We start from the raw sequence: 25,127 nt of genomic DNA on the forward strand, positions 1-25,127 counted from the left end.
ATGATAGATCAAGAAAAAATAAAAAAAATAAATTTATTATTGGATCAAGAAAACTACGATGAGATAATAGTTGCCCTGGAAAATTGTATTGAGGAAAATCAAGAAGAACTATTTTTTTACTGGTATTTAGGTTTGACTTATTTGTTAAATGAGAATGAGCAATTGGCTTATGAAATCTGGTTTTCAATATTTTTGCAGGGTAGTTTAGAAGAATCTGAGCAGTGGGCAGCACAATTAGTCGACTTTCTAGAAAATAAAGTTAAAGAAAATATTGCAAAAAGGAAATTAGGAAATGCAATAGTTGTTTATGAAAATATTGCCGTAATTCAACCTGAATATAAAAACATTGAATTATTAAATAATTTAGTTGAAAATTTAGCTTTACTAGCCTCAGACCATAGTTTTAACCAAGAATACAATGATGCTGTAAATATTTACTTAGAGGTCTTAAACTTAAATCCTAACCATACTAATTCTTGGCATGCTCTCGCTTTATGCTACTATTATTTAGAAAAATTTCCTGAAGCAGAATATGCCATACGAAGAGCAATAAAATTAGATAACTATTTTGATCAAAATTATCACGTATTAGGGCTAATTTTACAGAAAACTCAAAATAATGTATTAGCACTTGAAGCTCATAATGAAGCCATAAAAAGAAATCGAAGATTCATTGATGCTTATATTAGCATGGGTGACATTCATTTTAAACAAGAAAATATAGATACAGCTCTCAATTTTTATCAGGTAGCCCTTAGTATTGCCTTTGGTTCTCTAATCCCCCCTATTTTAAAAAAAATTGCAAATATCCATGAAAAGTTAGGAAATAATCAGTTGGTCGTATTTAATCTTGGATACTCCGCATATTTAAGTTATCAAAATAAAGAAGCTATTCCTTATTTTGAAGAATTCTTGATAACAAGTACTGATGAGCTTGATGTTTATCTAGCCCTTGGTAAATGCTATATTTTGAATGATCAACCCCAAGCAGCTATTAGTTTGGTTGAAAAAGCACTAAAACTATTTCCTAATCACCCAGCCTTAGTTAGATTAGATCAATCAATTTTACCTATTATTTATAGTGACATTGAAGAAGTAAGCTTTTATCGACAAAGATTTACTCAAAAATTAGAAAAATTAGCTAATGTCATGAAATCTAATATACTTTTTGATGATGTTAGTCAACAGAAATTTAAAACTATTGAGACAACATCTAATTACTTTTTGGGATTTCAGGGAAAGAACGATCTTGCTCTACAAAAAGAATATGCTACTTTTTTACATTCTTCTTTGAAGCAAATTTATCCTGATTGGTGTCAACCAATATCGATAAAGGATGATATTCGTCAAAGAAAAATTCGTATTGGCTTTGTTTCTTCTCGCCTCCATGGTTTAGGAAGGTTGTATTTTGGTTGGTTAAAATATTTGGATAAAAATAAATTTCAAACCTATGTTTATGATATCTCTGGATATGATGCAAATGTCAAATTAGAAAAACTAGAATTTAGAGACAATTTTAAAGAAAACAGTGATTATTTTCAGTTCCTTCCCAGTTGTATTGATGATATTTGTCCCAATATATTAGCTGATAATCTTGATATTTTGATCTTTCCAGAAATAACTGTAGAACTTATTTCTATCAATCTATCTTGCCTGCGTTTAGCTCCTATTCAATGCACATCCTGGGCTCACCCTATTACCTCGGGTAGTCCTACTATAGATTATTTTTTATCAAGTTATTTAATGGAACCATCTAATGGAGAAGAACATTATTCTGAGATTTTAGTGCGCCTTCCCAATCTCGGTTTTGCTTTTGAACGTCTTCCTCTTCGGACTTTTGACAAAAAACGTTCAGATTTTGGACTTCGAAATGATGCTACTGTCTATCTTTGTTGTCAAAATATGCCCAAATATTTGCCCCAATATGATTATATTTTTCCTTCCATCGCCCAAGGTAATCCATCAGCTCAGTTTGTATTTTTTGATGGTTTCCTTGGTTCAGCTATCACAGAAAAATTTAAGAAACGGTTGAATGGAGCCTTCAATAGGTTTGGGTTGAAGCTTGTAGATTTTTGCACTTTTTCTCCCACTTTATCCTTTAATGACTATTTAATTGTTCAGCAATTATCCGATGTATTTTTAGATACCTTTGGGTGGTCTGGTGGAGTGACTTCCCATGATGCGATTGCCTGTGGTCTACCAATCGTAACTTGCCCAGGAGAATTAATGAGAGGGAGGCAATCCTATGGCATGTTAAAAAGGATTGGTGTTACAGAAACAATTGCTGAAACAGAAACAGAATATATTGAAATTGCAGTGCGTTTAGGATTAGATCACGAGTGGCGACAATCAATTCATGATAAAATGGCAGAAAATAAACATCGCCTCTTTGATGATCAAGAGTGTGTCAGAGGTTTAGAAAGTTTTTTAGAAGAAGCTGTACAGAAATATTTTAAAATGAAAAAAAATAGTGGAGACTTGTAAAAATGATAGACCAAGAAAAACTGAAGAAAATAAATTTATTAATAGATCGAGAAGACTATGGTAAGGCAATTACCATCTTAGAAAACTGTATTGAGGAGAATCAAGAAGAGCTAGCTTACTACTGGCATTTAGGCTTGGTTTATTTGTTAAAAGAGAATGATGAATTAGCTCAAGAAATTTGGTTATCAATATTTTTACAGGGAAATTTAGAAGAAGCCGAGCAATGGTTAGCTGAATTAATAAATTTTTTAGAAATTAAAGTCCAAGAAAATATTGCAGAAGAAAAACTAGGCAATGCGAAAATTATTTATGAAAATATTACAACTGTTTATCCTGATTATGAAAACCATAAAATTTTATCAAAACTAGTAGATTCTTTATATGAATTAGCAACAGCCTATGGACTTAAGGGAGAATATAAAAAGGCAATTATTGTTTATTTAGATATATTAAGTTTAAATCCAAATCATAGTTTTGCTTGGCACGCTATTTCTCTATGTCACTATCATTTAGAAGACTACTTAAAAGCAGAAAATGCGATACGACGAGCTTTAGAAATTGATCCTTCTGCTAATAATTTTTATGGTCTAGGAATAATTTTAGAAAGACAACAAAATTATCCTCTTGCCATAGAAGCTTATATTCAAACAATTAATATCGATTCGAATTTTCTTGATGCCTATGTTAAACTTGGCAAATTACACTATAGGCAAAAAGACTTTGATGGTGCTTTAGACTGTTATCAAAGTCTTCTGAAAAAATCTCATAAAATAGGGCAACCCTCTATCAGAAATTATGTCGAAGAAATTTATAAAACAAAAAAATACCCTAAAGCTGCCCTTTATCTAGGATATGTTGATTATGCCCTTGATAATTATGATCAAGCCATTAAATATTTTGAAGAATATTTAATGGATGCAACACGTGACATAGATCTATGCTTAAACTTAGGCCAGTCCTATGTTAGGACAAACCAAACAACCAAAGCTGTTCAATTCATAGAAGAATCTTTAGCAATATTTCCAAAAAATCTATCTCTTAGAGTTTTCAATCAATCAATTTTGCCTGTGGTCTTTGAAAAAAGTGAAGATATTCAATTTTATCGTCATCGTTATAGCTCATTGTTGAGTGAGTTATTAGAAAAATATTTACCCAAAACCTTAGACGAAGCAAACGAAGCATTTGCTGGAATAAATAAAAATAATAGTTTTTATTTGGCTTATCAGGGTCAAAATGATCTAATTATTCAAATAAAATATTCAACCTATCTCCACTCAATTCTCAAGATAGCTTACCCTCAATGGTGTAAGACAAAAAATATAAGCTCTGATATAAGTGATAGAAAAATTCGCGTTGGCTTTGTTTCTCAACACCTAGATGGTCTCGGACAGCTTTACATCGCTTGGCTTCAATACTCCGATAAGAACAAATTTGATTTTTATACATATGATCTTTCTAAAATTGACCCAGAGCAATCTGATCTGACAAGAGATAAGTTTAAACACTATAGTCAGCAAATGTGGTATTTGGGTATGAATGATAATTTGATTGATTTATGTCAGCAAATAGACTCAGATCAACTTGATATTCTGGTCATGCCTGAGATTGCGGTTTCCGCTAGAGTTGGCCCCCTATCTTGTCTACGGCTAGCCCCAGTTCAATGTACAACCTGGGCCCATCCCGTTACTTCCGGCAGTCCGTATATAGACTACTTTTTATCCAGTGATTTAATGGAGCCGGTCAATGGAGAGGAACATTATTCTGAAAAATTGATTCGTCTTCCCAACCTTGCTTTTGCCATTAGTGAAAAGAAATGGCAAAAAACAGAAAAAAAACGTTGTGATTATGGAATAGATGAAGATTCGATTGTTTATTGGTGTTGTCAAAGCCTATTTAAGTATCTTCCTAAGCATGACTATATTTTTCCGTCTATTGCCCAACATAATCAAAAACTCAAATTTGTCTTTATTGAATCAGATCATAGTACTGTTGTTACTAAGGCATTTAAGAATCGCCTTAGTTTAGCATTTGCTAAATTTTATTTGAACTATGAGTCACATTGTTTATTTTTACCTAGACTAAATAAATCAGATTTTAGTAGAGTTACACAATTGTCAGATATTTTTTTAGATTGCTTGAGTTGGTCAGGAGGATTTACTACAAAAGAAGCCATTTCCCAAGAATTGCCCGTTGTTACTTTTCCTGGTGAATTAATGCGAGCCCGTCACTCCTATGCAATCTTAAAAATGCTCGGTGTTACTGAAACTATTGCCTCTAGTCAAGAGAAATATATTGAAATTGCCATACGTTTGGGGTTGGATCAGTCTTGGAGACAAGAAATTAAGAATAAAATAAGAACTAACAAACATCGTATTTTTGAAGACAAGAGTTGCATCGCTGGCTTAGAACATTTTTTTCTAGATGCAGTCGCTGAAAACTATAATCTATAATCAGTCGTATTTGTCAAGAAGCTAGTTATCTTTTTCTGGTAGTTTTACCTGTATCGCACCACTTGCTAGAACTTCTACTTTTCCCCCTAGAGCCCTAATTTCTTCTGTAACTTTTTTAACTGTTTTCGGATCAGGATTATTACTCAAAACGTTAACCCAAGCACTAATACGAGCAAATTTGCTGTCGGGGTTTGTTTGGAGAAATTTGATTGAGCTTTTGCTGATTTCTGCAATGTGTTTACTGTCTTCTGTATCATAACTCTGGGCGGACTTAATGGAATTAATGTAAGACTCCTTTGCCGCTTCTGTATCTCCAAGAAATAGAAGTTCATTATTACCTTTAGCTCGCCATAAATAGTAGGGGGGAATAAGAGATTTAAATTTATTTGGCTGTTTGTGCAGAGCACTAGATAGAAAATTAACACTTGCTTGGGGTTCCCCTGCAAATAAGGACGTTGCTACGTCAAGCCTGGCAATAGCATTAGTAAATAATGGATCTTTGTAGATAATTTGCTCAAAATAATCTACAACTAAGCCATAGCCTGACATTTCCCTAGCTTCATTATCCCCAAAGTACTGAATGAATTGCAAATACAACCAATCGGCAATTATATTATTAAAACCAAGGGATGGAGCCTTACCAAGCGCAGTCAATTTTAACCTTTCGTCTTCTAGATTTACAGCATAGTCTTGGGAGGCAGTGGGCTGTGCCTTTCCCGTAAGGTTCAGAGACTGGAGATAGATGATACCTGAAATACTAACAACGATAAGAGCACAATTACGAAAAATTTTTTTGAAATTGCCAGACATACTCGAAAATGAAAGTTGATCCATCATTTCCTTAACCCTTAACATCGAATCTAAACCTCACCTATTGGATATTAACACCACCATTGCTACAACTACCACCGGAAGAAGAGGGAGCCTGACTAATTACATTACCATAGGGACTTTGACAAAGTATTATGGTAAAAACTCCATTTTGTGGTTCATAATATACCCCCATTGAGTAAGCTCGATACGGATCATTGCCGAGGTTCTCTGGTACCGCATTACTTATTGTTGCGGTTGGAGTAGAGCTTTGAACGCTAAACTGATAGTATTTGGGAGTAAGAGCTACTCCCATATCTGTATAACTACTGGCAAAAGTTCTATTCTCAAAATGATAACCCTGCTGGGCAAATCCGAACACGCTCAATCCTTCTTTTGCTTCAACTTCACGGGCTTTACCTACGTGCCTAAACATACTAGGAAGGGCAATCGATGTCAAAATACTGGTTATAATGACAACTACTAAAAGTTCAAGTAGCGTAAAACCTTGGGCTGATGACATCCCCGGCGAAAAAAAAACCTTTCTAAGTATAGTCTTCGGATCTATCATAACCAGCAAACCTCCTTTATACAAGCTATGGTGGAGGGAATCAAAAATACTTTTGTTGCCAAATGCCATTGAGCCAGTTTTATAGGAGAACCCTAAATGAACCTACCCGCGGCAAGCCACAGGTATCACGTCGCTTCACCTCGCAAACTCTATGGCTTGCCTCCGTTTAACAATGTCCGAAGGGCATTGTTTTACATATCGGAGCAAGTTGTGAGGGATGTATCCCACAAGATTAAGATCAAAAAAATCAAATGAAAGGGCCAAACTATTAGAACAAAAATGCTTTAATAGTTTAACCCCGCCTACAATATACACTAGAGCGAAGTACTACCAGCCACCAGACTTATTAGCAGTTTGAGCAGAGTTAGTTAAGGTGAAAGTGCCATCAGTTGGTGTATAAGTGATGGTAGTAGTAATGGATGTTGTGTTATCACCCTCAGCAGAAAGAGCTGATGCAGTGTTTACAACGCCGGTACTGGTGGCACTTGCAGCCGAATAGCTAAAAAACTTTCCGGTTGTCGGCACTTTTGTATCTAGAGAGGTTAAGTTGCTTGCAAATGTTGGATTCTCAGTTCGATACACCTGTTGGCCACGATTAATGGCACCTAAGGTACTTTTCCCCTCAGACATCCGGGCTTTACCTACTTGGTTCAAGAGATTGGGCAAGGCAATAGCAGCCAATACACCAATAATAATAACTACTACTAATAGTTCAATCAGGGTAAAACCTTTTTCTCCTTTTTTCTGAGTGAGGTGGGAGAGGAGTTTAAATTTAAAATTGCTGGTCATGATGGTCTTCTTCCTTCTGTAGGGGGAACTAAAATAACTGGTCGGAACCCTTCTAGATGTAACCTACCCAAGTCTCCTCATTTGCTTATCATCCCAACTAAATTTTTTTATATCCTTTGGCATATATATTAAAATTTCCTCGCCATACCTCCACTGATCGAAAACCAGCCACTGTTAAGCGCCCCCGTAACCCTGACGCTGTAAAGCCAGTTTTATGCGCCATATAAGGCGTTCCGGGAATAGAAGTCCCCATTCCATAAAACATCCACAGCGCTCGAACCGGGCCTGCCGGGGAAGTATACAATGGCTGATCGTCCATATCCCCCTTCACAACCCATTCCGCCGCCAACTGCATATCAGGAACTACTAACCAAGTTAACCCTCCAGGCTTCAACACTCGCTTAAACTCTGCCAAGGCTAACGGCACTTCATAATCGTAAATATGCTCCAAATTATGGGAAGAATATACCGCATCTACCGAATTATCAGGAACTGCGCTCAAATCAGTAATTGTCCCCAAAATATCCGGTTGCATCTTCGGATCAATATCCAAACGAATCTCCTGCCAGTTCTCTGTTCGTAAGTCTGGTGGCAAAGCATTGGGATTATAAGGGCCACAGCCCACATGGAGCACCTTCTTCTTCGTTGATTTCGCCAAAAGCTTCGCAAATTTATCTGCCGATGTTTCCATGGCTACCGCCCCAACAATCAACGGATTAATCTCAGATACTTGGTTATCCGCATCCCAAACCAAAATCGCTAACCCTTGACTGCCAAAAACCCCATGGTCAGCCATCTGCCAATCCAACAACACCTTCGCGGCGGGTTCCGCTGCTAAAAAATCATTGATCGCCTGCTGAACCGGGGGCGTTTGGCTATTGTTAATCACCATAACCGCTTGCTTTGCTAACCAAGGCCGCACCAAAAATAAACTGATTAGCGCCTGCCGATAATCCGGCACAAAACTATAGATGTAAACCCCAAACTGATCAGCCGATTCCGTATTCCTTAAATCCTCAAAAAATTCATCCACACCGATATGGGCAAAGCAAACCCGGTCTAACACGTCAAAATGAGTCAGGTTTCCTTGCAAAAACCCAGTTTTTTGCTCAACCTCATCCCCATCGGGAGAATATAGATCAATGGCGTAGGCTAGCACCTCTGGATTATTTTGCAAACCGGCTACCAGATTGCCCCCCGCCAAACAGCCAATCTCACAAAACACCTCCCCCGGCTCTAGGTAACCACAGGCCGCATCCACTAGGGCATAAAAATTGGACGTATGTTGCTGGACAACCCGATCTACAATCTGACCCCATTCTCCTTGCTTCGGCTGCATTGTCTCCATGCCCCAGTTGTCAAACAACGTTGGTAATTGCGCCAAAAATTCTTTTACCAGCATGGACTAGACTCCTGATCAACAAACCTTTCCTTTAGACTACTCAAAAATCTTCAAAAATCTGCATGTTTTACTTTTTTGCTTCAGCCCTCTGCTTCCAGCATTAAAAGGCCCCACTCTTCCTGTTCGGCTATCATTCCGATCATTAATTTCGTTGCTTCATCCGCTCTAACGGGGGTCAAATCCGCGGGGTAGAAAGGACGAATCCGTAAAAAACGAGACACTAAACTTTCCAGAGTTTGAGACGACTCCAACAAAGGAGCGTAAAGGGTAGTGAGTAAAGTCCTATCCAACCAGGAATCCTGACCAATGAAGGGAAAGCAATGGGATAAGTTCAGAGGCATGAGCTTTCCTTGGTCAAGAATTGCTTGACGGAAAGGGGCAAAATTTTCAACACGAGGGTGCAAGTGGACGATTATTTCTTCCAGTGGTCGTTCCAGCCAATACTCGCTGAAGTCTTTTTTTGATGGGAGAGGATGGCTACACCAAAAATCCAGCAATCTTTTATCTGGCTGGACCAGCTCATAAAAACAAAGTTGTTCCTCTCGATCAGCATTTTCCAAGCCCATGGCTAGGTAGGCTGGTAGATTATCTGGTTCTTTGAATAATTTACGCCAATCCCATTTTTGCCAATCCACCATGTCCACGAGTGCCAGGTCTGATTGCGCCAGGGCATCAAATAGCTCCGGCAATGTATAGCCCTTATCATTTTGAAACAAATGATTCATTAAAATCCATTGGTCATTGTCTATTTTCTCCTGGTCAGAAGACCAAGTGGTTGCCTTCAAATTAACTTCATCTCTGAGGGCCGCATAAAACCCTCTAGCAATACCCAACTCCGTTTCTTCTGGGTTGTCCTCCATTAGTCCCATTCTTTGAAATAGAGTTTGAGCCCGATAATAGTTAAACCTCTGATAGTAACTGTGTAAATTGCCCCGAAGGACGCCATCAGGTTGCAATACCTGTGCTAACTGTTTTAAGGTCAAGGCCAAATTCGGAAGCAGATAGAGAACGTCACTGGCATTAATCAAGTCGAACTTTTGATTTAGTTCGTTCAAGTCGGCGATCGCCAACACATGGAACTCAGTATTCTCAAAACCGTGGTATCTCAGCCGCTTTTCTGCAATTTTGACCGACTCTGGTGAAATATCTACCCCGACGATCTTGGCTCCTGGGTTAGCCCAGGCCAATTGTAGAGTAGTAGCTCCGGTACCACAGGCCACATCTAAGATGGCACAATCTTCCAGATCTGTAATAATTTTTTTGTCCCGGCGGTAACGAGCAGTAACCAAGCTACTTTTATAAAGCTGTTCCACATCTTTATTCAGTGGATCTTCAATGGGAATATCTGGATAGGGGTAACTCTCAAACTGTTGTAAAGTTTTGTCCAGATAATTGCGGTCACCATTGCCGGCCATACACACTCCAGGATTTTGCTAGCCTAGGATCAAAGAAAAGCATAGTCTTCAGCGTACCCAATAATCTACTCTGCGTAGTCAACTGGTTTTTAACCATTTCTACTTGCCCGGGAAAATTTGTCCTGGCTTCCAAAACTTCATTCCCAAAACTAACTCCGAACCATTCTTCCATAACCTAAGATGATTAGAGAGTTGATTTGATTTTCCCCCTCTTAAAATTTATGGAAGCCAAGGAATTGGTCCAGCGCTATCGCAACGGCGAAACTTTATTTACGGGGCTAAAATTGCCGGGGATTAATCTAGAAGCCGCCGATTTGATCGGTATTGTGCTCAACGAAGCGGATTTGCGGGGGGCCAACCTGCTTTTTTGTTACCTCAACCGGGCCAATCTAGGTCAGGCCAACTTGGTGGCGGCCAACCTCAGTGGGGCTAGTTTAAACCAGGCAGATTTGGCTGGGGCCGATCTACGCAGCGCCAATTTCCACGGGGCCCTGCTCCAGGGGGCCATCCTGCGGGACAGCGATATGACCCTGGCCACCCTCCAAGATACCAATTTAATTGGGGTAGATTTACGGGGGGCCGATTTAAGTGGGGCCACCCTCACCGGAGCTTGCCTGCGGGGAGCTAACATGCGCCAAGAGAAAAAAGGTTACTATACCAATCTCCAGGCGGCCATCCTCGGTCGGGCCGATCTCCAGGGGGCCAACATGAAGGGAGTAGATTTAAGCCGGGCAGATTTAAGCTATGCCAATTTGAAGGAAGCCAATTTGAGGGATGCGGATCTACGCAAGGCTGACCTCAGCCACGCCAACTTAAAAGGAGCTTTACTGACCGACGCCAAATTATCAGGGGCAAAATTAAATAGCGCCGATTTACAAAATGCCAATTTGATGCGAGCCCAGATTTCTGAAGCAGAAATGGTAGAAGTGAATTGCCAGGGGGCGATCATGACCCATATTAATTTAAACCGGACTAATCTCACGGGGGCTAATTTGAGCTTTACCCGCATGAATAGTGCCGATTTGAGCCGAGCTAACTTGACCAGAGCTAACCTACAGGAAACGGAACTAATTGAAGCATTTTTTGCCAGGGCTAACCTGACGGAGGCTAACTTCACCAATGCCAACTTGATGCGGGCAGATCTGATGAGTGCCAACATGGTCGGGGCAGATTTCCAAGGGGCGACTATGCCCGACGGCCAGGTGCGTCACCACTAGCAATGTTCCGGTGTCTATAACCAACCTTTGAGGCGACGAGCCACCTGGGGACGGCGGAGTTTTCGCATGGCTTTGCTCTGGATTTGTCTCACCCTTTCCCGGGAAAGATTAAACATATTGCCCACTTCCTCTAGGGTGTAGCTTTGGTGGCTAGCGATGCCGTAACGCAAACAAATCACTTCCATTTCCCGTTCCGTTAGTACTTCTGCCAATACTTCGACAATTTCCCGCCGCAGCATAGACTCATTCATCAAATCCTCGGGCAACTGCAGTTGTTGATCTTCCAACAAATCTACCAACTCTGTATCCTCTCCTTTGCCCACCCGGTGGTTGAGGGACAGGGATTGACGACGTAGTTGCAGTAGTTGCCTTAGTTGGGTGGGGGTAATCTCCAGAGCGGCGGCCAATTCCCCTTCGTTGGGATTGCGCTTCAATTCTTGCTTGAGACTACGTTGAGCTTTCTTGATTTTGTTGAGCTTTTCCACCACATGGATGGGCAAGCGAATGGTGCGGGCATCATTGGCAATGGTGCGGGTGATGGCCTGGCGGATCCACCAGTAGGCATAAGTGGAAAATTTATAACCTTTATCGGGATCAAACTTTTCTGCGGCTCGGTTCAGACCGATCGCCCCTTCTTGGATCAGGTCGAGGAAGGGGACACCCCGGTTGAGATAACGCTTGGCAATGGAGACCACTAAGCGGAGATTGGAGCGGATCATGCGCCGTTTGGCGGCCCGCAGTTGGTAGAGCCAAATTTCAAACTGTCTGACCTGGGTAAATTCCAGGGCCTGGCCCCACTCCTGGAGGGAAGGCGTTCGCTCCAATTGTTGGGTAAGTTGTTGTCTAATGTCTTCTGCGTTGACCAAAAGTCGGATCTGTCTGGCCAATTCCACTTCTTCGGTGGCACTGAGGAGGGGATAGCGAGCCATTTCTTTGAAAAAAGCCCCCACGGTGTCTTCACTGACTGCCTTATTAAAACTCCCTTGCTGGCCTGCCGCTAAGGTGACCTCAATGGCGGGGGAATCATCGTTGGCGATCGCCTGGCCATCAACGAGATTATCCAAAGCTTCAACTTGGTCAACGGCACTGGTGTTGGGGGTGGAAAGGGAAGACATATCGCTCATAGGTTGGAAAAAACTAAACGGAAACAATCAAGAATGAGAAACGGATGGCAATAACTAAGCCACCCAAGGAAATAGAAAACAACCAGAAATTATCTAATCGGCTAGAGCCTTATTTGGGCAGGCCCCCCATCGGTTAAGGTTCTCCACTTTCAGCTATGCGCACTGCGGTAGTCGTGTTCCAGAACCAAATACCAGTCCCCGTGGCTAGATTGTGTCATTAATTTTCCAAAAATGGCAAAACTTTAGTTTTTTTTAATATCTATCTGTCCAAAATATCGCTAAATTTTAACGGCAGTGTAATTCGTGATACAAAGTTGATTCGATCCCCATTTTGTCAGCTTTCCCTAATTTCAAGGCGATCGGCGTTAAAATTGCACAAAAAATCCGCCCTGGTGGAACCACAGCGGACAATTTCCTAAAAGGAACGATTAATGAAAATTAGTGGGAAAAATACGGCAATTAACTAATTGAATCCAATCAAATCAGTCAGTAACCTTAGTTTCCTGCCAGGATCTACACCAAAACCTGTTGCCATTCCAAGCGTTCCAAAGTGCGGGAGCGCTCCAGGGCCCGCTCAAAGCTATCCAGGTTAGCGTCGATGGTGAGGGGTTCCCCTACGTGGCTTTGCACCGCTTCCTGGGTTTTTAAGCCATTGCCGGTGATGTAGACCACCGTAGTTTCTTCGGGATCAATTTTGCCCGCTTCCACTAGTTTTTTCAGCACGGCCACAGTGGTACCGCCAGCGGTTTCTGTGAAGATGCCTTCTGTTTCTGCCAATAGTTTGATCCCTTCAATAATTTCTGCATCGTTGACGCTTTCAATGTTGCCATTGGTTTTACGGGCAATGTCCAGGGCGTAAACTCCGTCGGCGGGATTACCAATAGCAATGGATTTGGCGATGGTGTTAGGTTTGACCGGCTTAACAAAGTCCCGGCCCTCTTGGAAAGCGGTGGCAATAGGGGAACAACCTTCTGCTTGGGCACCACTGAAGCGCACCGGCTTATCGTCCACCAAACCGACTTTGACAAATTCTTGGAAGCCCTTGTGGATTTTGGTGAACAGGGAACCGGAAGCTAGGGGGGCGACAATGTGATCCGGCAACTTCCAGCCCAATTGTTCCGCCACTTCAAAGCCCAGGGTTTTGGAACCTTCGGAGTAGTAGGGCCGCAGATTGATGTTCACAAAGCCCCAACCGTAGCTGTTGCCCACTTCACAGCACAGACGATTGACCTGGTCGTAGTTACCCTTCACCGCCATCAGGGTGGGATTGTAAATCAACGTCCCCAAAATTTTGCCCGCTTCCAAATCCGCTGGGATAAACACACAGCAGTCCAAACCGGCATGGGCGGCGATCGCCGCAGTGGAGTTGGCCAAATTGCCGGTGCTAGCACAGGAAACGGTGGTAAAGCCTAATTCCCGGGCCCTGGTGAGGGCAACGGAAACCACCCGGTCCTTGAAGCTCAAGGTGGGCATGTTGACTGCGTCGTTTTTAATGTAAAGATTTTTCAGTCCCAGGCGACGGGCTAAACGATGGGACTTAACCAAAGGGGTCATGCCAGTGCCCACATCAATCACATCTTTGCCGGTGACGGGCAAAAAGGCACGGTAGCGCCAGATGGAATTGGGGCCCGCTTCAATGGTTTCCCGGGTGACGTGGCGGCGAATTAAATCATAGTCGTAGGCCACTTCCAGGGGAGCAAAGGTTTCTTCACAGATATGTAGCGCTTTGAGGGGATATTCGGTATTCCCTTCCTTAGAAACCAGTTTGGTGCAGGCAGAGATGAATTCCGGGGCCGTCTTGGTGGCAGTGGTCATGGGTAAAGTCCTAATTTCATTAATCTTTCGGCATGCTAACACGGGGCAAAATGGGCGTCAATTAATCCCGACTATTTTTATCGGGTTTAGTCTTTTTGCACCAAAATGGGACTTCTTTGCCCCGCATTGATGGGGAGAATGGGTAGGGAGCGAGCTAAAATAGGTCGGTTTTTCTCCCATGGAGTTAAGCCCCGTAACTTTGGTTGGCTCCTAGGCAAATGTTTGTAAAGCTTGAGGCTTCCTCCCCACTTATCCCATGGGAAAACTCCGGTAAGGCTGGGCAATTTTGAGCCAAATCCTGCCAGCACCGAGGCCAGGAGCTTTGCAGACCCCCTCTAAAAACCCAGAGAAATTAATGAAACTAACTTGGTTGAATTCCCAGCGTCGGTTTATCTCGGTGATCATCTACCTGACGATTTTTATTCGGGTTTTGACCCTTGGCCTCTACGCCGTAGCGGACAGAACCGAAGCCCGCTACGCAGAAATTGGCCGCAAAATGGCAGAAACCGGCGACTGGATTACGCCCCAGATCGACTATGGCGTACCTTTTTGGGGCAAACCACCCCTGTCTACCTGGTTGACAGCGGCGTCATTCAAAGTTTTTAGTGTTAACGAGTTTGCGGCGAGGCTATCTTCTTTTCTGCCAATTTTATTGGCCAGTTACTTAGTTTATTTGTTGGCAAAAAGCAAGGGAATTAACTACGCTTTAGTTAGCACGATGATTCTGATTACCACCCTGGGCTTTTTTGTCAGTAGTGGGGCAGTAATGACAGATCCGGCTTTAGTGTTGGGAACTACCCTATCCATGGTGGGTTTTTGGCAAGCTTACCGGTCTGAGCCTAATGCGGTTCGCCTGTGGGGATATTTATTTTTTGTGGGGCTGGCGATCGGTTTATTAGCCAAGGGACCCATCGGGGTTGTGTTAGTTTTTCTACCCCTAACTATTTGGACAATTTGGCAGAGAAATTTACCTAGGGTTTGGGATCAATTACCTTGGATTGAAGGCATTTTATTAACAGCATTGATAGCGGTGCCTTGGTATTTGCTGGCGGAAGCTAAAACCCCTGGCTTTTTGGATTATTTCATTGTGGGGGAACATTGGAAAAGATTTGTCGAAAAAGGTTGGGAGGGAGATCTATACGGCAGTGGCCACGCCCATCCCTACGGCATGATCTGGGTGTATTGGCTGCTAGCCGCATTCCCCTGGTCATTGCTAACGTTGGGATTAGTAGGCAAAATAATCTGGCAAGTTAAAGTCAAACAAACTAAGCTAACTTTACCGACCTCAGACCAGGAATGGCTTAGCTACCTGCTGTTGTGGGCTCTGGCTCCGATGCTTTTCTTTACCCCATCCGCCAATATTTTATGGACTTATGTGTTGCCGGGGTTACCAGCATTTGCTCTGCTATTAGGTGAGTTATTTTATTTATTTTGGCCAGATAAGCAAATCAATAAATATGTTGTCTCCACTGGGCTATTAATTCCCTTACTATTTTTCTTTGCTTTGCCAGTGGTGGTGAATGTAGCCAATAAAAATTCCCAAAAATACATTGTTATTCAATATCAGCAATCCTGTGGGGAATTAGGACAGGAATCAAACTGTCAATTGTTTTATGTTTTCAACCGACCCTATTCAGCGGAGTTTTATTCTGGAGGTAAAGCCCAACAGGTGGAAATGCACGAAATTTCGCCTTTACTAGAAGATGGTCGCCGCAATTATTTTGTCATCAGAACGGATGATATTAAAGAATTTCCGCCGGAAATTGCATCAAAGCTAAATCAAGTTTATGAATATAGTGCTTATACCCTGTTTTCTGAAGCAAATTAATGGCAAGAAATCTAATTCGCCATCAATACCCGATTACGCCCAGCCGCCTTAGCTCGATACAAAGCCAGATCCGCCGCTTCAATAATTGCCTCCATAGTTTTCCCCTGGTTGGGATAACAGGCAACTCCGAAAGAAACAGTTAAAGACTGTAAATATTTACCCTTGTATTCAACTTGCATACCGTCGATTGCCGTTCGGAGTTGTTCGGCCTTGACAAAGGTATCGACCATGGGGGTTTGGGGGAGGACAATAATCATTTCTTCGCCGCCATAACGACAGGCAATGTCGGAACCCCGAATAGTACTTTGCAGAATGCGGGCGATAATTTTTAGTACATGATCCCCGGCATCGTGCCCCAGTTGGTCATTGAACTGTTTGAAATGGTCAATGTCGGCCATGATGACCCCAATGGCATGGTTATGACGGCGGGCCCGGCTAATTTCCTGCATCAAAAATTGCTTTAGGTAACGACGGTTAAATAGTCCCGTTAATGGATCTCGACTACTTTCATTTTCAAGTCTTTCCCGGAGTTTGATATTGGCGATCGCCAAACTGATTTGTTCTGCAATGGCCTTAGCCAACTGTTGTTGTTCGGGGTTAATACTACCGGCTTGATCACTGCAAAGATTAAATAAACCAATGGTTTCTGCCTGGGCAATGAGGGGAATACACAAACTTTCCTTGGGCAAACATTGACTATTTAGGTGATTACAAAAAAGATCATGTTGTTGCTCCCCCACCCAATGGGCTTGACCCCGCCGCAGAGCCCAACAATCTAATCTGTTAAAAACCGTTTGGGAACAAGTTACATTTCCCCAGGATTTAACCATTTCAAAATAGTTAGCGGCGGAGTCGAAAAGAAAAATTGTCCCCGCAGTGTTAGGAAAAAAAGGAGGAGCTAAGGCCGCCACACTAGCACAGGCATCGGGCACCACCACGCATGACTGTAAATAATCACTTAGGGTGGAGAGTACTTCCATTTCCTTGTTGCGGCGCTTAAGTTCCTCTAACCGTTGTTGCAACTGTTCATTAACTTGGTAGAGTCGTTCTTCACTTTTAGCCAAAGCTTGGGTCCGTTCTAAAACCCGTTGTTCCAATTCTTCGTTTAGTTTTTCTAGCTCTGCTTCTGCTCTTTTTTGCGCGCTAACATCCATGGCTACCCCTTGCAACCCCACAACTTCCCCATTCGGGTGGTGAACCGCTTCAATTCTTGTCCATATCCAGCCCTCGGTGCCATCACATCGGAAAAAACGGAATGTGAAACCCTGGGTCTCCCCTGTTTCTAATACTTTATCGACAACATCTTGATGTCTTTGGCGATCGCCTGGAACAATGACGGCAGTGGCATTTTCATAGGTAACTGGAGATTGGGGATCCCAACCAAATACTTCATACATCTCCTCTGACCAATCAATTTTTCCAGAGGGCAACTCAAATTTCCACCGGCCTAATTTAGCCAGTTTTTGGGTTTCTGTAAGTTCTATTTCCCGTTGCCGCAGTTTATCTTCACTTAACTTGCGATCAGTAATGTCTGTACCAGTCGCTAAAACTTCAACTAAATTACCCTGAGCGTCAAAAATAGGCTTATTTTTCCACGCAACCCAAACTCGATCACCATTTTTTTTGATATTTTCATTTTCATTGTATTCATACTTATCAGGATTGTCACAAATGTCCTTGACTAAAGTTTCTAAGTTTTCACCGCTACTACTAATCCTAGAAACAATAGTTTCCATGACAGATTTGCCAACTATTTCTGCTTCGGTAAAACCAAAAAAATCCTGACCATATTGATTAATAAAAATAATTTCGCCTGTCGGTTTCCAGCGCAATATGGTGTTGTTGATGGATTCTACTAAATTACGATATTGCCACTCACTTTTTTCTATTCTCAGGCGAGCCTCATGGCGATCATTAATGTCAACACAGGAACCAATGTAACCCAGAAATTTTCCATCCGAGGTAAAATGGGGTATCCCATTATCCAATAACCAACGGTATTCCCCAGCGGCATTGCGGAGGCGATATTCCATGGTGAAGGGTTGACGAGCATCAAAGGCTTGAACATAGGTATCTAAACAGCGTTGAAAATCATCGGGATGTACCCCTTCCGCCCAACCATTGCCCTCCTCTTGTTGTAAAGTTCGCCCAGTAAAATCAAGCCAGGGGCGATTGAAATAAAAACAGCCCTTATCCAAGCCAGACATCCAGATTAAAATCGGGGCATGGTCTGCTAAATTAAAAAAACGTCCTTCGCTTTCTTTGAGCATAACTCTTAGAGTCTTTTGGCCATCAATATTGAAGCTTTCTGTTTTAACAAAAGTTTGTAAGCTACTGGTATCTTAAGAAAATAATTTTTGCTTTTGTCATTAATATCTCATTGTCTTGGGGGTCATTGACCATGGGAATAAGACCGACAATTAGATTTTATTATTAATGGGATTTAGTTGGCCGGTCTTTTTTGTTAGCTAATGCTACCCTTACAAGCTAGCAAAAATAATTGTCTGAGGTGATAAAATTCACAGAACTTTACGTGATTTCACGCAAAACCTCCGTGATCACAGCATATTAATGTCAAGAAACCTAATCCGCCATTATGACTCGATTGCGACCAGCGGCCTTGGCTCGATATAGGGCTTCATCGGCTGCTTTGATAATAGTAGCCATGGTTTCTCCATGGTCAGGGTAACAGGCTACCCCCAGGGAAACGGTCAATGTGCTCAAGTTCTTTCCTTTGTATTCCACTTCCATGGAGGCGATCGCCTGACGGAGAGATTCTGCCTTGGCTAGGGTATCTTCCATGGAGGTTTGGGGCAAAACAATGGTCATTTCTTCCCCGCCGTATCGACAGGCAATGTCAGAACCACGAATGTTACTTTGCAGAATGCGCCCAATAACTTTCAACACATGATCTCCGGCGTCGTGGCCCAATTGGTCATTGAACTGTTTGAAATGGTCAATGTCCCCCATAATGACGCCAATGGAATAGTTATAGCGCCGAGCCCGGCCAAGCTCCTGCAGAAAAAACTGCTCTAGGTAACGGCGGTTAAATAACCCCGTGAGTGGATCTCGTATGCTCTGATTTTCTAGCTTTTCCCGCAATTTGATATTGGCGATCGCCAGACTAACCTGTTCGGCGATGGTTTTAGCTAACTGTTGTTGTTCTGGGTTAATTACTCCAACTTGCTTACTACAGAGATTGAGCAAGCCGAGGGTTTCCCCCTGGGCAATCAGAGGAATGCACAAACTTTCCTCGGCGGAACATTGATCATCCAGATGGTTGCAAAATAAATCGTGTTGGTCTTGCCCTACCCAATGAACCTGACCCCGCCGCAGAGCCCAACAATCAATGCCATTAAACACCGGCTGGGAACAGGGGAAAGCTCCCCAGGTTTTGGCCAGCTCAAAATAATTGGCTGTAGAATCAAAAAGGAAAATTGCTCCGGTAATATTCGGAAAAAGTGGCTTAGCCAGGGCGGCTACACTGGCACAGGCATCTTCTACCACCACACAGGACTGTAAATACTCGTTCAGGGTGGAAAGCAATTCCATTTCCTGATTGCGGCGCTTCAGTTCCTCCAGCCGTTGTTGCAATTGTTCATTGACTTGGTAGAGTTTTTCTTCACTTTTCGCCAAAGCCTGGGTTCTTTCCATTACCCTCTGCTCCAGTTCCGCATTGAGCTTTTCTAGTTCCGCTTCTATCAGTTCCCGTTGGTGGAGGGCCTGCTTCTGTTGCTTTATGTCGACCACCACACAAATGGTTAAATCAGTATTCCCCTCAAAGGGAGCTGCCCCAACTAAAACCGGGACAGTGCGGCCATTTTTATGAAAGTACTCCTTTTCCCAGGGCTTAGTGAAGCCGTATTTTCGCAAATTTTCTATGGCTTCAACATCCTTGGCCCGGTGTTCTACTGGAGTAAGTACGTCCCAGCGGATTAATCCCGCTTCTAGTTCCTTGCGGCTGTACCCTATCATGTCCAATAGACAATTGTTAGCCTCGAACACTTCACCGCTGAGACTAGCAAACATAATGCCGACAATGTCCGACTCAAACACTTTACGAAAACGAGACTCACTATTTTGTAGGGCAATTTCCGCTTCTTTTTGTTTAGTAATATCCATGGCAACGCCCTGGAGCCCGGTTATTTCCCCGTTTGGATTGAATAAAGCTTCCGTTTTTGCCCAAATCCAGCCCTGACTGCCATCGGTTCGACAAAAGCTATAGGTAAACTCCTGGGCTAGCCCTGTTTGCAAAACGTACTGCACTATTTCGCCAAAGCGTTGGCGATCGCCTGGGTGGATAAGCTGTTCTAGCTCTTGATAACTGGGGGGCCCCTGTTGGGGATCCCGGCCAAACATTTGGAAAATTTCCTCTGACCAATTAATTTTGCCGGAACGTAAATCGAATTTCCAGCGACCTAATTTAGCTAATTTTTGGGTTTCTATCAGTTCTGTTTCCCGTTGCCGCAATTTATCTTCAGCCAATTTCCGGTCTGTAATATCTATTCCCGAGGTTACAAATTCAATTAGATTACCTTCTTTGTCAAAAATGGGCTTATTTGTCCAGACGATCCAGGCTCGATCGCCATTTTTTTTAATATTTTCGTTTTCGGTAGATTGATACTTTTCGGGATTTTGGATGATATCTGCGATGTAGGCCTCTAAATCATGCCCCGAACTGCTAATTAAGGGCACAATGGTCTCGAAAACTGACTTACCGACCATTTCTTCGGCGCTAAAACCAAAAAAATCCTGGGCATATTGGTTGGCAAAAGTAATTTCCCCCGTCGATGACCAACGACCCACAATGGTATTGAGGGACTCCACTAGGGTGCGATATTTTTCTTCACTCCCTTCTAATACATGCCGAGTTTCTTGGCGGTCATTAATGTCAATGCAATAACCCATATAGCCAAGAAATTTTCCATCCGGGGCAAAACGGGGCACCCCATTCTCCAACAACCAATGGTATTCCCCCTCTCGGTTCCGTAGACGATACTCCATGGTGTATGGCTGCCGAGCATCGAAAGCCTCAACGTAGGTTTGTAAACAGTGGTCAAAATCTTCGGGATGCACCCCCTCCGTCCAACCATTACCCTGTTCCTGTTCGAGGGTGCGGCCGGTGAAGTCGAGCCAGGATTGATTGAAATAGAAACAGCCTTTGTCCAAACCAGTGACACAAATTAGCATAGGGGCGTTATCCACCAAGCTAAGAAATTGTTCTTCACTCTCTTGGAGAATGGCCGCTAGGGACTGGCCTTGGTCAGAGCTTCCATCGTCATCGACTGCAATCTCAGGTTGGTCGGGGTGAAAAAAAGTTTTCAATACCTGCTGGGACTTAAGAGCCGCTAATTCCGCCCTCAAAGTCTCTAATTCTGCCATTAACGAACCAACATCCGGACTGTCATCAGCCATATAATTCCATGATTTCTAGGCGATCGCCATTTTCTGCTGTTGCTACTATCGGTCACTATCCACGGTTAATCTGGGCAAATGGGGCAAAAAATAAAATAAGTAGTCATGCACCCGAGTCTATTAGCAGGCCCCGTCTCCCCAGCATAACAGAAACCTAGAAATTGTTTGAAAAGCCCCCTAACTGCCCAATTTTTGTAAAAAATCTACATATAAGTCAGTCCTCCAGCCGGAGCTTTAGGGGATCGATTTAGGAGGAAAACTAAAACTTTGGCAATTAGCTCTTATGTTGGCGGCTTGTCGGGACGAGGCTACGTCTCCTGGCAGTAGTTGGGTTAGAATCGGGGGAATTGTCTGTTGAGGGGAACTAGCCCCCAATATTCCCATTTGAGAAAATTATGTCAGTTTTAGCGGCGTTAGCGGCGATCGGAGTACTTGCGGTATTAATTGCGGTGCATGAGTTGGGGCACTTTGCGGCCGCCCGTTTACAGGGCATCCATGTCACTCGCTTTGCCTTGGGATTTGGGCCACCGCTGTTGAAATATCAAGGCGCTGAAACGGAATATTCCATCCGAGCCATTCCCCTGGGGGGCTATGTGGCTTTCCCCGATGATGATCCAGACAGTGAAATTCCTGCCGACGATCCCAACTTGCTAAAAAACCGCCCCATCCTCGACCGGGCCATTGTCATTAGTGCAGGGGTAATTGCCAATTTGGTTTTTGCTTACTTTCTGCTCATTGGTCAGGTAAGTACCATTGGTTTTCAGAATATTCAGCCCGGTTTAGTCATTCCTCAGGTGGACAGTGCCTCTGCAGCCCAGGCGGCCGGGGTGGAGCCGGGGGATATTGTGCTTTCCCTCCAGGGCAACATTTTACCCGGTTTTCCCGATGCCACCACCCAGTTTATTGACATAGTGCGGCGATCGCCGTCGGTGCCCATCACAGTGGAAGTGCAACGGGGGGAAGAGACTAAAACCCTAACCATTACCCCCAGTCAGGATCCCGAAGGTCACGGTAAAATTGGGGTCGCTTTGTTGCCCAACGTGGAAACCAAACAGGCCGCTAATCCCATCCAAGCTTTAACTTATAGCGCTGAAGCCTTTGAACGAATTGTCAAGCTGACTGGCCAGGGCTTTTGGCAGTTGGCCAGTAACTTTGCCGACAATGCTTCCCAGGTGGCCGGGCCGGTAAAAATTGTTGAGTATGGCGCTAACATTGCTCGCTCGGATGCCAGTAACCTATTCCAATTTGGGGCGCTGATTAGCATTAACCTAGCTGTAATTAATATTCTGCCTCTACCTGCGTTGGATGGTGGCCAACTGGTGTTTTTGTTGATTGAAGGACTTCTGGGCAAGCCCCTACCCGAAAAGTTCCAAATGGGGGTGATGCAAACGGGGTTAGTGCTTCTGCTGAGCTTGGGGGTATTTTTGATTGTGCGGGATACCCTGAATTTGACCTTTGTGCAGGAGTTTTTGCCTTCCTTTGCGGGCTATGAGTAGTTTGTTACGAAAAATGGCCAGTAAAAAACAACGGGCGACGGAAATTCTACTTATTCTCAAAAAACTTTACCCCGGTGCTACCTGTAGCCTGGATTATCAAACCCCAGTACAACTTTTGGTGGCCACCATCCTTTCGGCCCAATGCACCGATGAACGGGTAAATAAGGTCACCCCAGCCCTGTTTCAGCGTTATCCCGATGCGGCGGCCCTGGCCTACGGCGATCGCCAGGAGATTGAAGAATTAATCCATTCCACTGGTTTTTTTCGTAATAAAGCTAAAAATATCCAGGGAGCTTGCCGCAAAATTGTCGAAGAATTTGACGGGGAAGTGCCCCAACGGATGGAAGAGTTATTGACCCTACCCGGAGTGGCCCGCAAAACCGCCAATGTGGTTTTAGCCCACGCTTTCGGTATCCTCGCTGGGGTGACGGTGGACACCCACGTCAAACGCCTGAGCCAACGGTTGGGCTTAACTAAAGCGACCGATCCCATTCGTATTGAGCGGGATTTAATGAAACTGATTCCCCAGCCGGATTGGGAAAATTTTTCTATCCATATTATTTATCACGGTCGGGCAGTATGTGCGGCCCGCAAGCCCCTCTGTGGGGAATGTCAATTGGCCCATCTTTGCCCCAGTGCTCAAGCGAGTTGAGATCCACTAAGGCTGAAGATGGAAGTTGGAATCAGTTTACCAAGCTCCCCCGACTTCTCCATAGGGGAATTAAAACTTGTAACTTGGTCAAAGATTAGAAAAAAGCGATTAGTACTGGTGGAAAGGTAAAAAAAAGCGGCCAGCTTCGCCCCCATTAAATTAGGTTCGGAAACTAGCCCTGTGCTACATTGTGCACCCGCTTTTTTGAATCCTGCCATCATTATCTGATTCTCACTGGAGGTCAACAAGCGGATAGGTCACTGGAGAACGGTGATTCTAGTCACAGGCGATCGGTGCCACTTTTAAGCTCAATCCGAAGATGCAACCAGGCGATCGCCAAATTTTTGCCCTGGCATTAGAACGTGTTTGAAAAGTCCCCCAGTCCCAGTATTGCTGGAGCTTTAGTGAGGAGGTTTAGGTAGAAAAATGAGACTTTTTGGCCCTACTGCAGATAAACCCAACTAGTATGGTTTCAAGCGGCTTCGTTTCCAGCAGGGGCGGGGCCAATGGATATACTGGGGGAACAATCCACCTCAGTCTGTTTTAAATTACTAAATTCTTCTTGTTTATGCCCATTTCTCCCACCTCCCTAGCTAGCGATGATTATTGCGTACTTGGTTTAGCCACCTGCTTTTTGCGGGAAGACGGTGACTTCCATGCGGTAGACATCATTGAGCCCATTCCCTCCGCGGCCCTAGAAGCCATTCTCAAACAGGTGCCCACTTCTTACCAATGGGCAATCGCCGTGCGGGCAGGGGAAGTTTTCCAGGGAGAGGAAATTAATAAACCGGATATTTTTGACCAGAGTGCTCAATTCTGTGACGATTTTGCAGAACGGTTTACGGCAGCGGCCCGGACTTACCAAGTTCGACCCCAAGCCAAAGAACATTTATCCATTGGGGAAAAATGGGACAAATTTAACTTTTCCCTGGAAAAGAAACGGATCCTCAATGACAGTAAAGTGGTGAAAACTGAGGATAACGTTAAGCAACATTCCCACACTCACCAACGTTTGTAGGCAGAAAGCCCGAAGCAAACAACGGCAAATTTCAAAGAGGCTTTTAAAAGCCCCCTCGGTTCCCATAAGTTTGGGGAGAAACCAGAAAAAATTGCCCCAGAATTACAGTCGCTTTAGTGGATCAGTTTGGCAGGCAAACCAGATCTTAGGAAACGACGGATTGCTGTTTTTTTCTGGCTCGGTGTTGGGTAAACCAACTTTGTAATTGTTCACGGCATTGTTCCTGACACACTCCCCCCAGGCGTTGCAGACGGTGATTAGAGGCGGCGCTGGCGGCTAAGTCGAACACGCTATCGATGGTGCCGGTTTTGGGGTCGGGGGTGCCATAAACCAATAACCCTAAACGGGCTTGGATGATGGCGCCGGTACACATGGGACAGGGTTCCAACGTGACATAAAGAGTGCACTCATTCAAGCGCCAATGGCCTAGCCGACGGCAAGCAATTTGAATGGCCAGCATTTCCGCATGGGCGGTGGGATTTTGATCCCGTTGTTTACGATTTTGAGCAGTGGCTAAAACTTGCCCCATGGAGTTGACCACCACTGCCCCCACGGGAATTTCCCCCACGTTGCCCGCTTCCTCCGCCAAGGCGATCGCCATTTGCATCCAATCTTCATGGGTGGGCAGGGGTTGAGGCAAT

General features: G+C 43.7%; 17 protein-coding genes. 7 read left to right on the forward strand and 10 right to left on the reverse strand.

All coding sequences use genetic code 11. The features are described from left to right. Window positions 1-2,484: a CDC27 family protein gene (locus IQE94_RS01525; protein WP_223342560.1), complete on the forward strand. Its 2,484-nt coding sequence runs from the start codon at window positions 1-3 to the stop codon at window positions 2,482-2,484. Between the two features lie 2 nt (window positions 2,485-2,486). Next, entirely contained in the window at window positions 2,487-4,934 is a 2,448-nt protein-coding gene (locus IQE94_RS01530) for a tetratricopeptide repeat protein (RefSeq protein WP_223342561.1), read from the forward strand. A gap of 21 nt (window positions 4,935-4,955) precedes the next feature. Here IQE94_RS01530 and IQE94_RS01535 read toward each other — a convergent pair whose 3' ends face one another. The 5 genes from IQE94_RS01535 to IQE94_RS01555 all read right to left on the reverse strand — a co-directional run bounded on the left by IQE94_RS01535 (window position 4,956) and on the right by IQE94_RS01555 (window position 9,921). After that, a complete protein-coding gene (locus IQE94_RS01535) occupies window positions 4,956-5,771 on the reverse strand; it encodes a hypothetical protein (RefSeq protein WP_223342562.1) in 816 nt (271 codons plus the stop codon). Window positions 5,772-5,805: 34 nt separating this feature from the next. Then, window positions 5,806-6,384, reverse strand: a complete 579-nt coding sequence (locus IQE94_RS01540) for a type IV pilin protein (RefSeq protein ID WP_223342563.1) — start codon at window positions 6,382-6,384, stop codon at window positions 5,806-5,808. A 258-nt stretch (window positions 6,385-6,642) separates the two neighbouring features. After that, complete coding sequence (locus IQE94_RS01545; protein WP_223342564.1) at window positions 6,643-7,104, reverse strand: type IV pilin protein; 462 nt, start codon at window positions 7,102-7,104, stop codon at window positions 6,643-6,645. A gap of 97 nt (window positions 7,105-7,201) precedes the next feature. Then, entirely contained in the window at window positions 7,202-8,506 is a 1,305-nt protein-coding gene (locus IQE94_RS01550) for a class I SAM-dependent methyltransferase (protein WP_223342565.1), read from the reverse strand. Between the two features lie 80 nt (window positions 8,507-8,586). Then, window positions 8,587-9,921 (reverse strand): class I SAM-dependent methyltransferase, encoded by a 1,335-nt coding sequence (locus IQE94_RS01555; RefSeq protein ID WP_223342566.1) that lies wholly within the window; start codon window positions 9,919-9,921, stop codon window positions 8,587-8,589. Window positions 9,922-10,142: 221 nt separating this feature from the next. Between IQE94_RS01555 and IQE94_RS01560 the strand changes: the two genes are divergently transcribed. Beyond that, window positions 10,143-11,138 (forward strand): pentapeptide repeat-containing protein, encoded by a 996-nt coding sequence (locus tag IQE94_RS01560; RefSeq protein WP_212715698.1) that lies wholly within the window; start codon window positions 10,143-10,145, stop codon window positions 11,136-11,138. Between the two features lie 14 nt (window positions 11,139-11,152). Here IQE94_RS01560 and IQE94_RS01565 read toward each other — a convergent pair whose 3' ends face one another. Beyond that, window positions 11,153-12,262, reverse strand: a complete 1,110-nt coding sequence (locus IQE94_RS01565; protein ID WP_223342567.1) for an RNA polymerase sigma factor, RpoD/SigA family — start codon at window positions 12,260-12,262, stop codon at window positions 11,153-11,155. A gap of 513 nt (window positions 12,263-12,775) precedes the next feature. After that, complete coding sequence (gene thrC / locus IQE94_RS01570) at window positions 12,776-14,077, reverse strand: threonine synthase (RefSeq protein WP_223342568.1); 1,302 nt, start codon at window positions 14,075-14,077, stop codon at window positions 12,776-12,778. A 355-nt stretch (window positions 14,078-14,432) separates the two neighbouring features. Here thrC and IQE94_RS01575 point away from each other — a divergent pair, with 355 nt between their 5' ends. After that, window positions 14,433-15,905: a glycosyltransferase family 39 protein gene (locus tag IQE94_RS01575; protein ID WP_223342569.1), complete on the forward strand. Its 1,473-nt coding sequence runs from the start codon at window positions 14,433-14,435 to the stop codon at window positions 15,903-15,905. Between the two features lie 11 nt (window positions 15,906-15,916). Here IQE94_RS01575 and IQE94_RS01580 read toward each other — a convergent pair whose 3' ends face one another. Further along, a complete protein-coding gene (locus tag IQE94_RS01580) occupies window positions 15,917-18,175 on the reverse strand; it encodes a diguanylate cyclase (RefSeq protein WP_223342570.1) in 2,259 nt (752 codons plus the stop codon). Between the two features lie 313 nt (window positions 18,176-18,488). Next, complete coding sequence (locus tag IQE94_RS01585; RefSeq protein ID WP_223342571.1) at window positions 18,489-21,320, reverse strand: diguanylate cyclase; 2,832 nt, start codon at window positions 21,318-21,320, stop codon at window positions 18,489-18,491. Between the two features lie 395 nt (window positions 21,321-21,715). Here IQE94_RS01585 and rseP point away from each other — a divergent pair, with 395 nt between their 5' ends. From rseP to IQE94_RS01600, 3 genes are all read left to right on the forward strand, one after another. Then, window positions 21,716-22,816, forward strand: coding sequence for an RIP metalloprotease RseP (rseP, locus tag IQE94_RS01590; protein WP_212715709.1), 1,101 nt, complete (start codon window positions 21,716-21,718; stop codon window positions 22,814-22,816). Next, on the forward strand, window positions 22,809-23,468 hold the full coding sequence (gene nth, locus IQE94_RS01595; RefSeq protein WP_194013981.1) for an endonuclease III: 660 nt from the start codon (window positions 22,809-22,811) through the stop codon (window positions 23,466-23,468). The genes rseP and nth overlap by 8 nt, the downstream gene beginning before the upstream one ends. A gap of 568 nt (window positions 23,469-24,036) precedes the next feature. Continuing rightward, window positions 24,037-24,486 carry a hypothetical protein gene (locus IQE94_RS01600; RefSeq protein WP_223342572.1) on the forward strand — a complete coding sequence of 150 codons (450 nt, stop codon included), beginning with the start codon at window positions 24,037-24,039 and terminating at the stop codon, window positions 24,484-24,486. Window positions 24,487-24,631: 145 nt separating this feature from the next. On the opposite strand, the gene IQE94_RS01605 is transcribed toward IQE94_RS01600, so the two are convergent. Continuing rightward, complete coding sequence (locus tag IQE94_RS01605; protein ID WP_194014077.1) at window positions 24,632-25,126, reverse strand: nucleoside deaminase; 495 nt, start codon at window positions 25,124-25,126, stop codon at window positions 24,632-24,634. Between the last annotated feature and the right edge of the window lies 1 nt (window position 25,127).

The sequence above is a fragment of the Synechocystis sp. PCC 7339 genome (genome assembly GCF_019924095.1).
GTDB lineage: Bacteria > Cyanobacteriota > Cyanobacteriia > Cyanobacteriales > Microcystaceae > Synechocystis.

Coding starts and splice junctions, on each gene's coding strand:
- IQE94_RS01525 (WP_223342560.1), top strand. CDS start 1: ATGATAGATCAAGAAAAAATAAAAAAAATAAATTTATTATTGGATCAA.
- IQE94_RS01530 (WP_223342561.1), top strand. CDS start 2,487: ATGATAGACCAAGAAAAACTGAAGAAAATAAATTTATTAATAGATCGA.
- IQE94_RS01535 (WP_223342562.1), bottom strand. CDS start 5,771: ATGATGGATCAACTTTCATTTTCGAGTATGTCTGGCAATTTCAAAAAA.
- IQE94_RS01540 (WP_223342563.1), bottom strand. CDS start 6,384: ATGGCATTTGGCAACAAAAGTATTTTTGATTCCCTCCACCATAGCTTG.
- IQE94_RS01545 (WP_223342564.1), bottom strand. CDS start 7,104: ATGACCAGCAATTTTAAATTTAAACTCCTCTCCCACCTCACTCAGAAA.
- IQE94_RS01550 (WP_223342565.1), bottom strand. CDS start 8,506: ATGCTGGTAAAAGAATTTTTGGCGCAATTACCAACGTTGTTTGACAAC.
- IQE94_RS01555 (WP_223342566.1), bottom strand. CDS start 9,921: ATGGCCGGCAATGGTGACCGCAATTATCTGGACAAAACTTTACAACAG.
- IQE94_RS01560 (WP_212715698.1), top strand. CDS start 10,143: ATGGAAGCCAAGGAATTGGTCCAGCGCTATCGCAACGGCGAAACTTTA.
- IQE94_RS01565 (WP_223342567.1), bottom strand. CDS start 12,262: ATGAGCGATATGTCTTCCCTTTCCACCCCCAACACCAGTGCCGTTGAC.
- thrC (WP_223342568.1), bottom strand. CDS start 14,077: ATGACCACTGCCACCAAGACGGCCCCGGAATTCATCTCTGCCTGCACC.
- IQE94_RS01575 (WP_223342569.1), top strand. CDS start 14,433: ATGAAACTAACTTGGTTGAATTCCCAGCGTCGGTTTATCTCGGTGATC.
- IQE94_RS01580 (WP_223342570.1), bottom strand. CDS start 18,175: ATGCTCAAAGAAAGCGAAGGACGTTTTTTTAATTTAGCAGACCATGCC.
- IQE94_RS01585 (WP_223342571.1), bottom strand. CDS start 21,320: ATGGCTGATGACAGTCCGGATGTTGGTTCGTTAATGGCAGAATTAGAG.
- rseP (WP_212715709.1), top strand. CDS start 21,716: ATGTCAGTTTTAGCGGCGTTAGCGGCGATCGGAGTACTTGCGGTATTA.
- nth (WP_194013981.1), top strand. CDS start 22,809: ATGAGTAGTTTGTTACGAAAAATGGCCAGTAAAAAACAACGGGCGACG.
- IQE94_RS01600 (WP_223342572.1), top strand. CDS start 24,037: ATGCCCATTTCTCCCACCTCCCTAGCTAGCGATGATTATTGCGTACTT.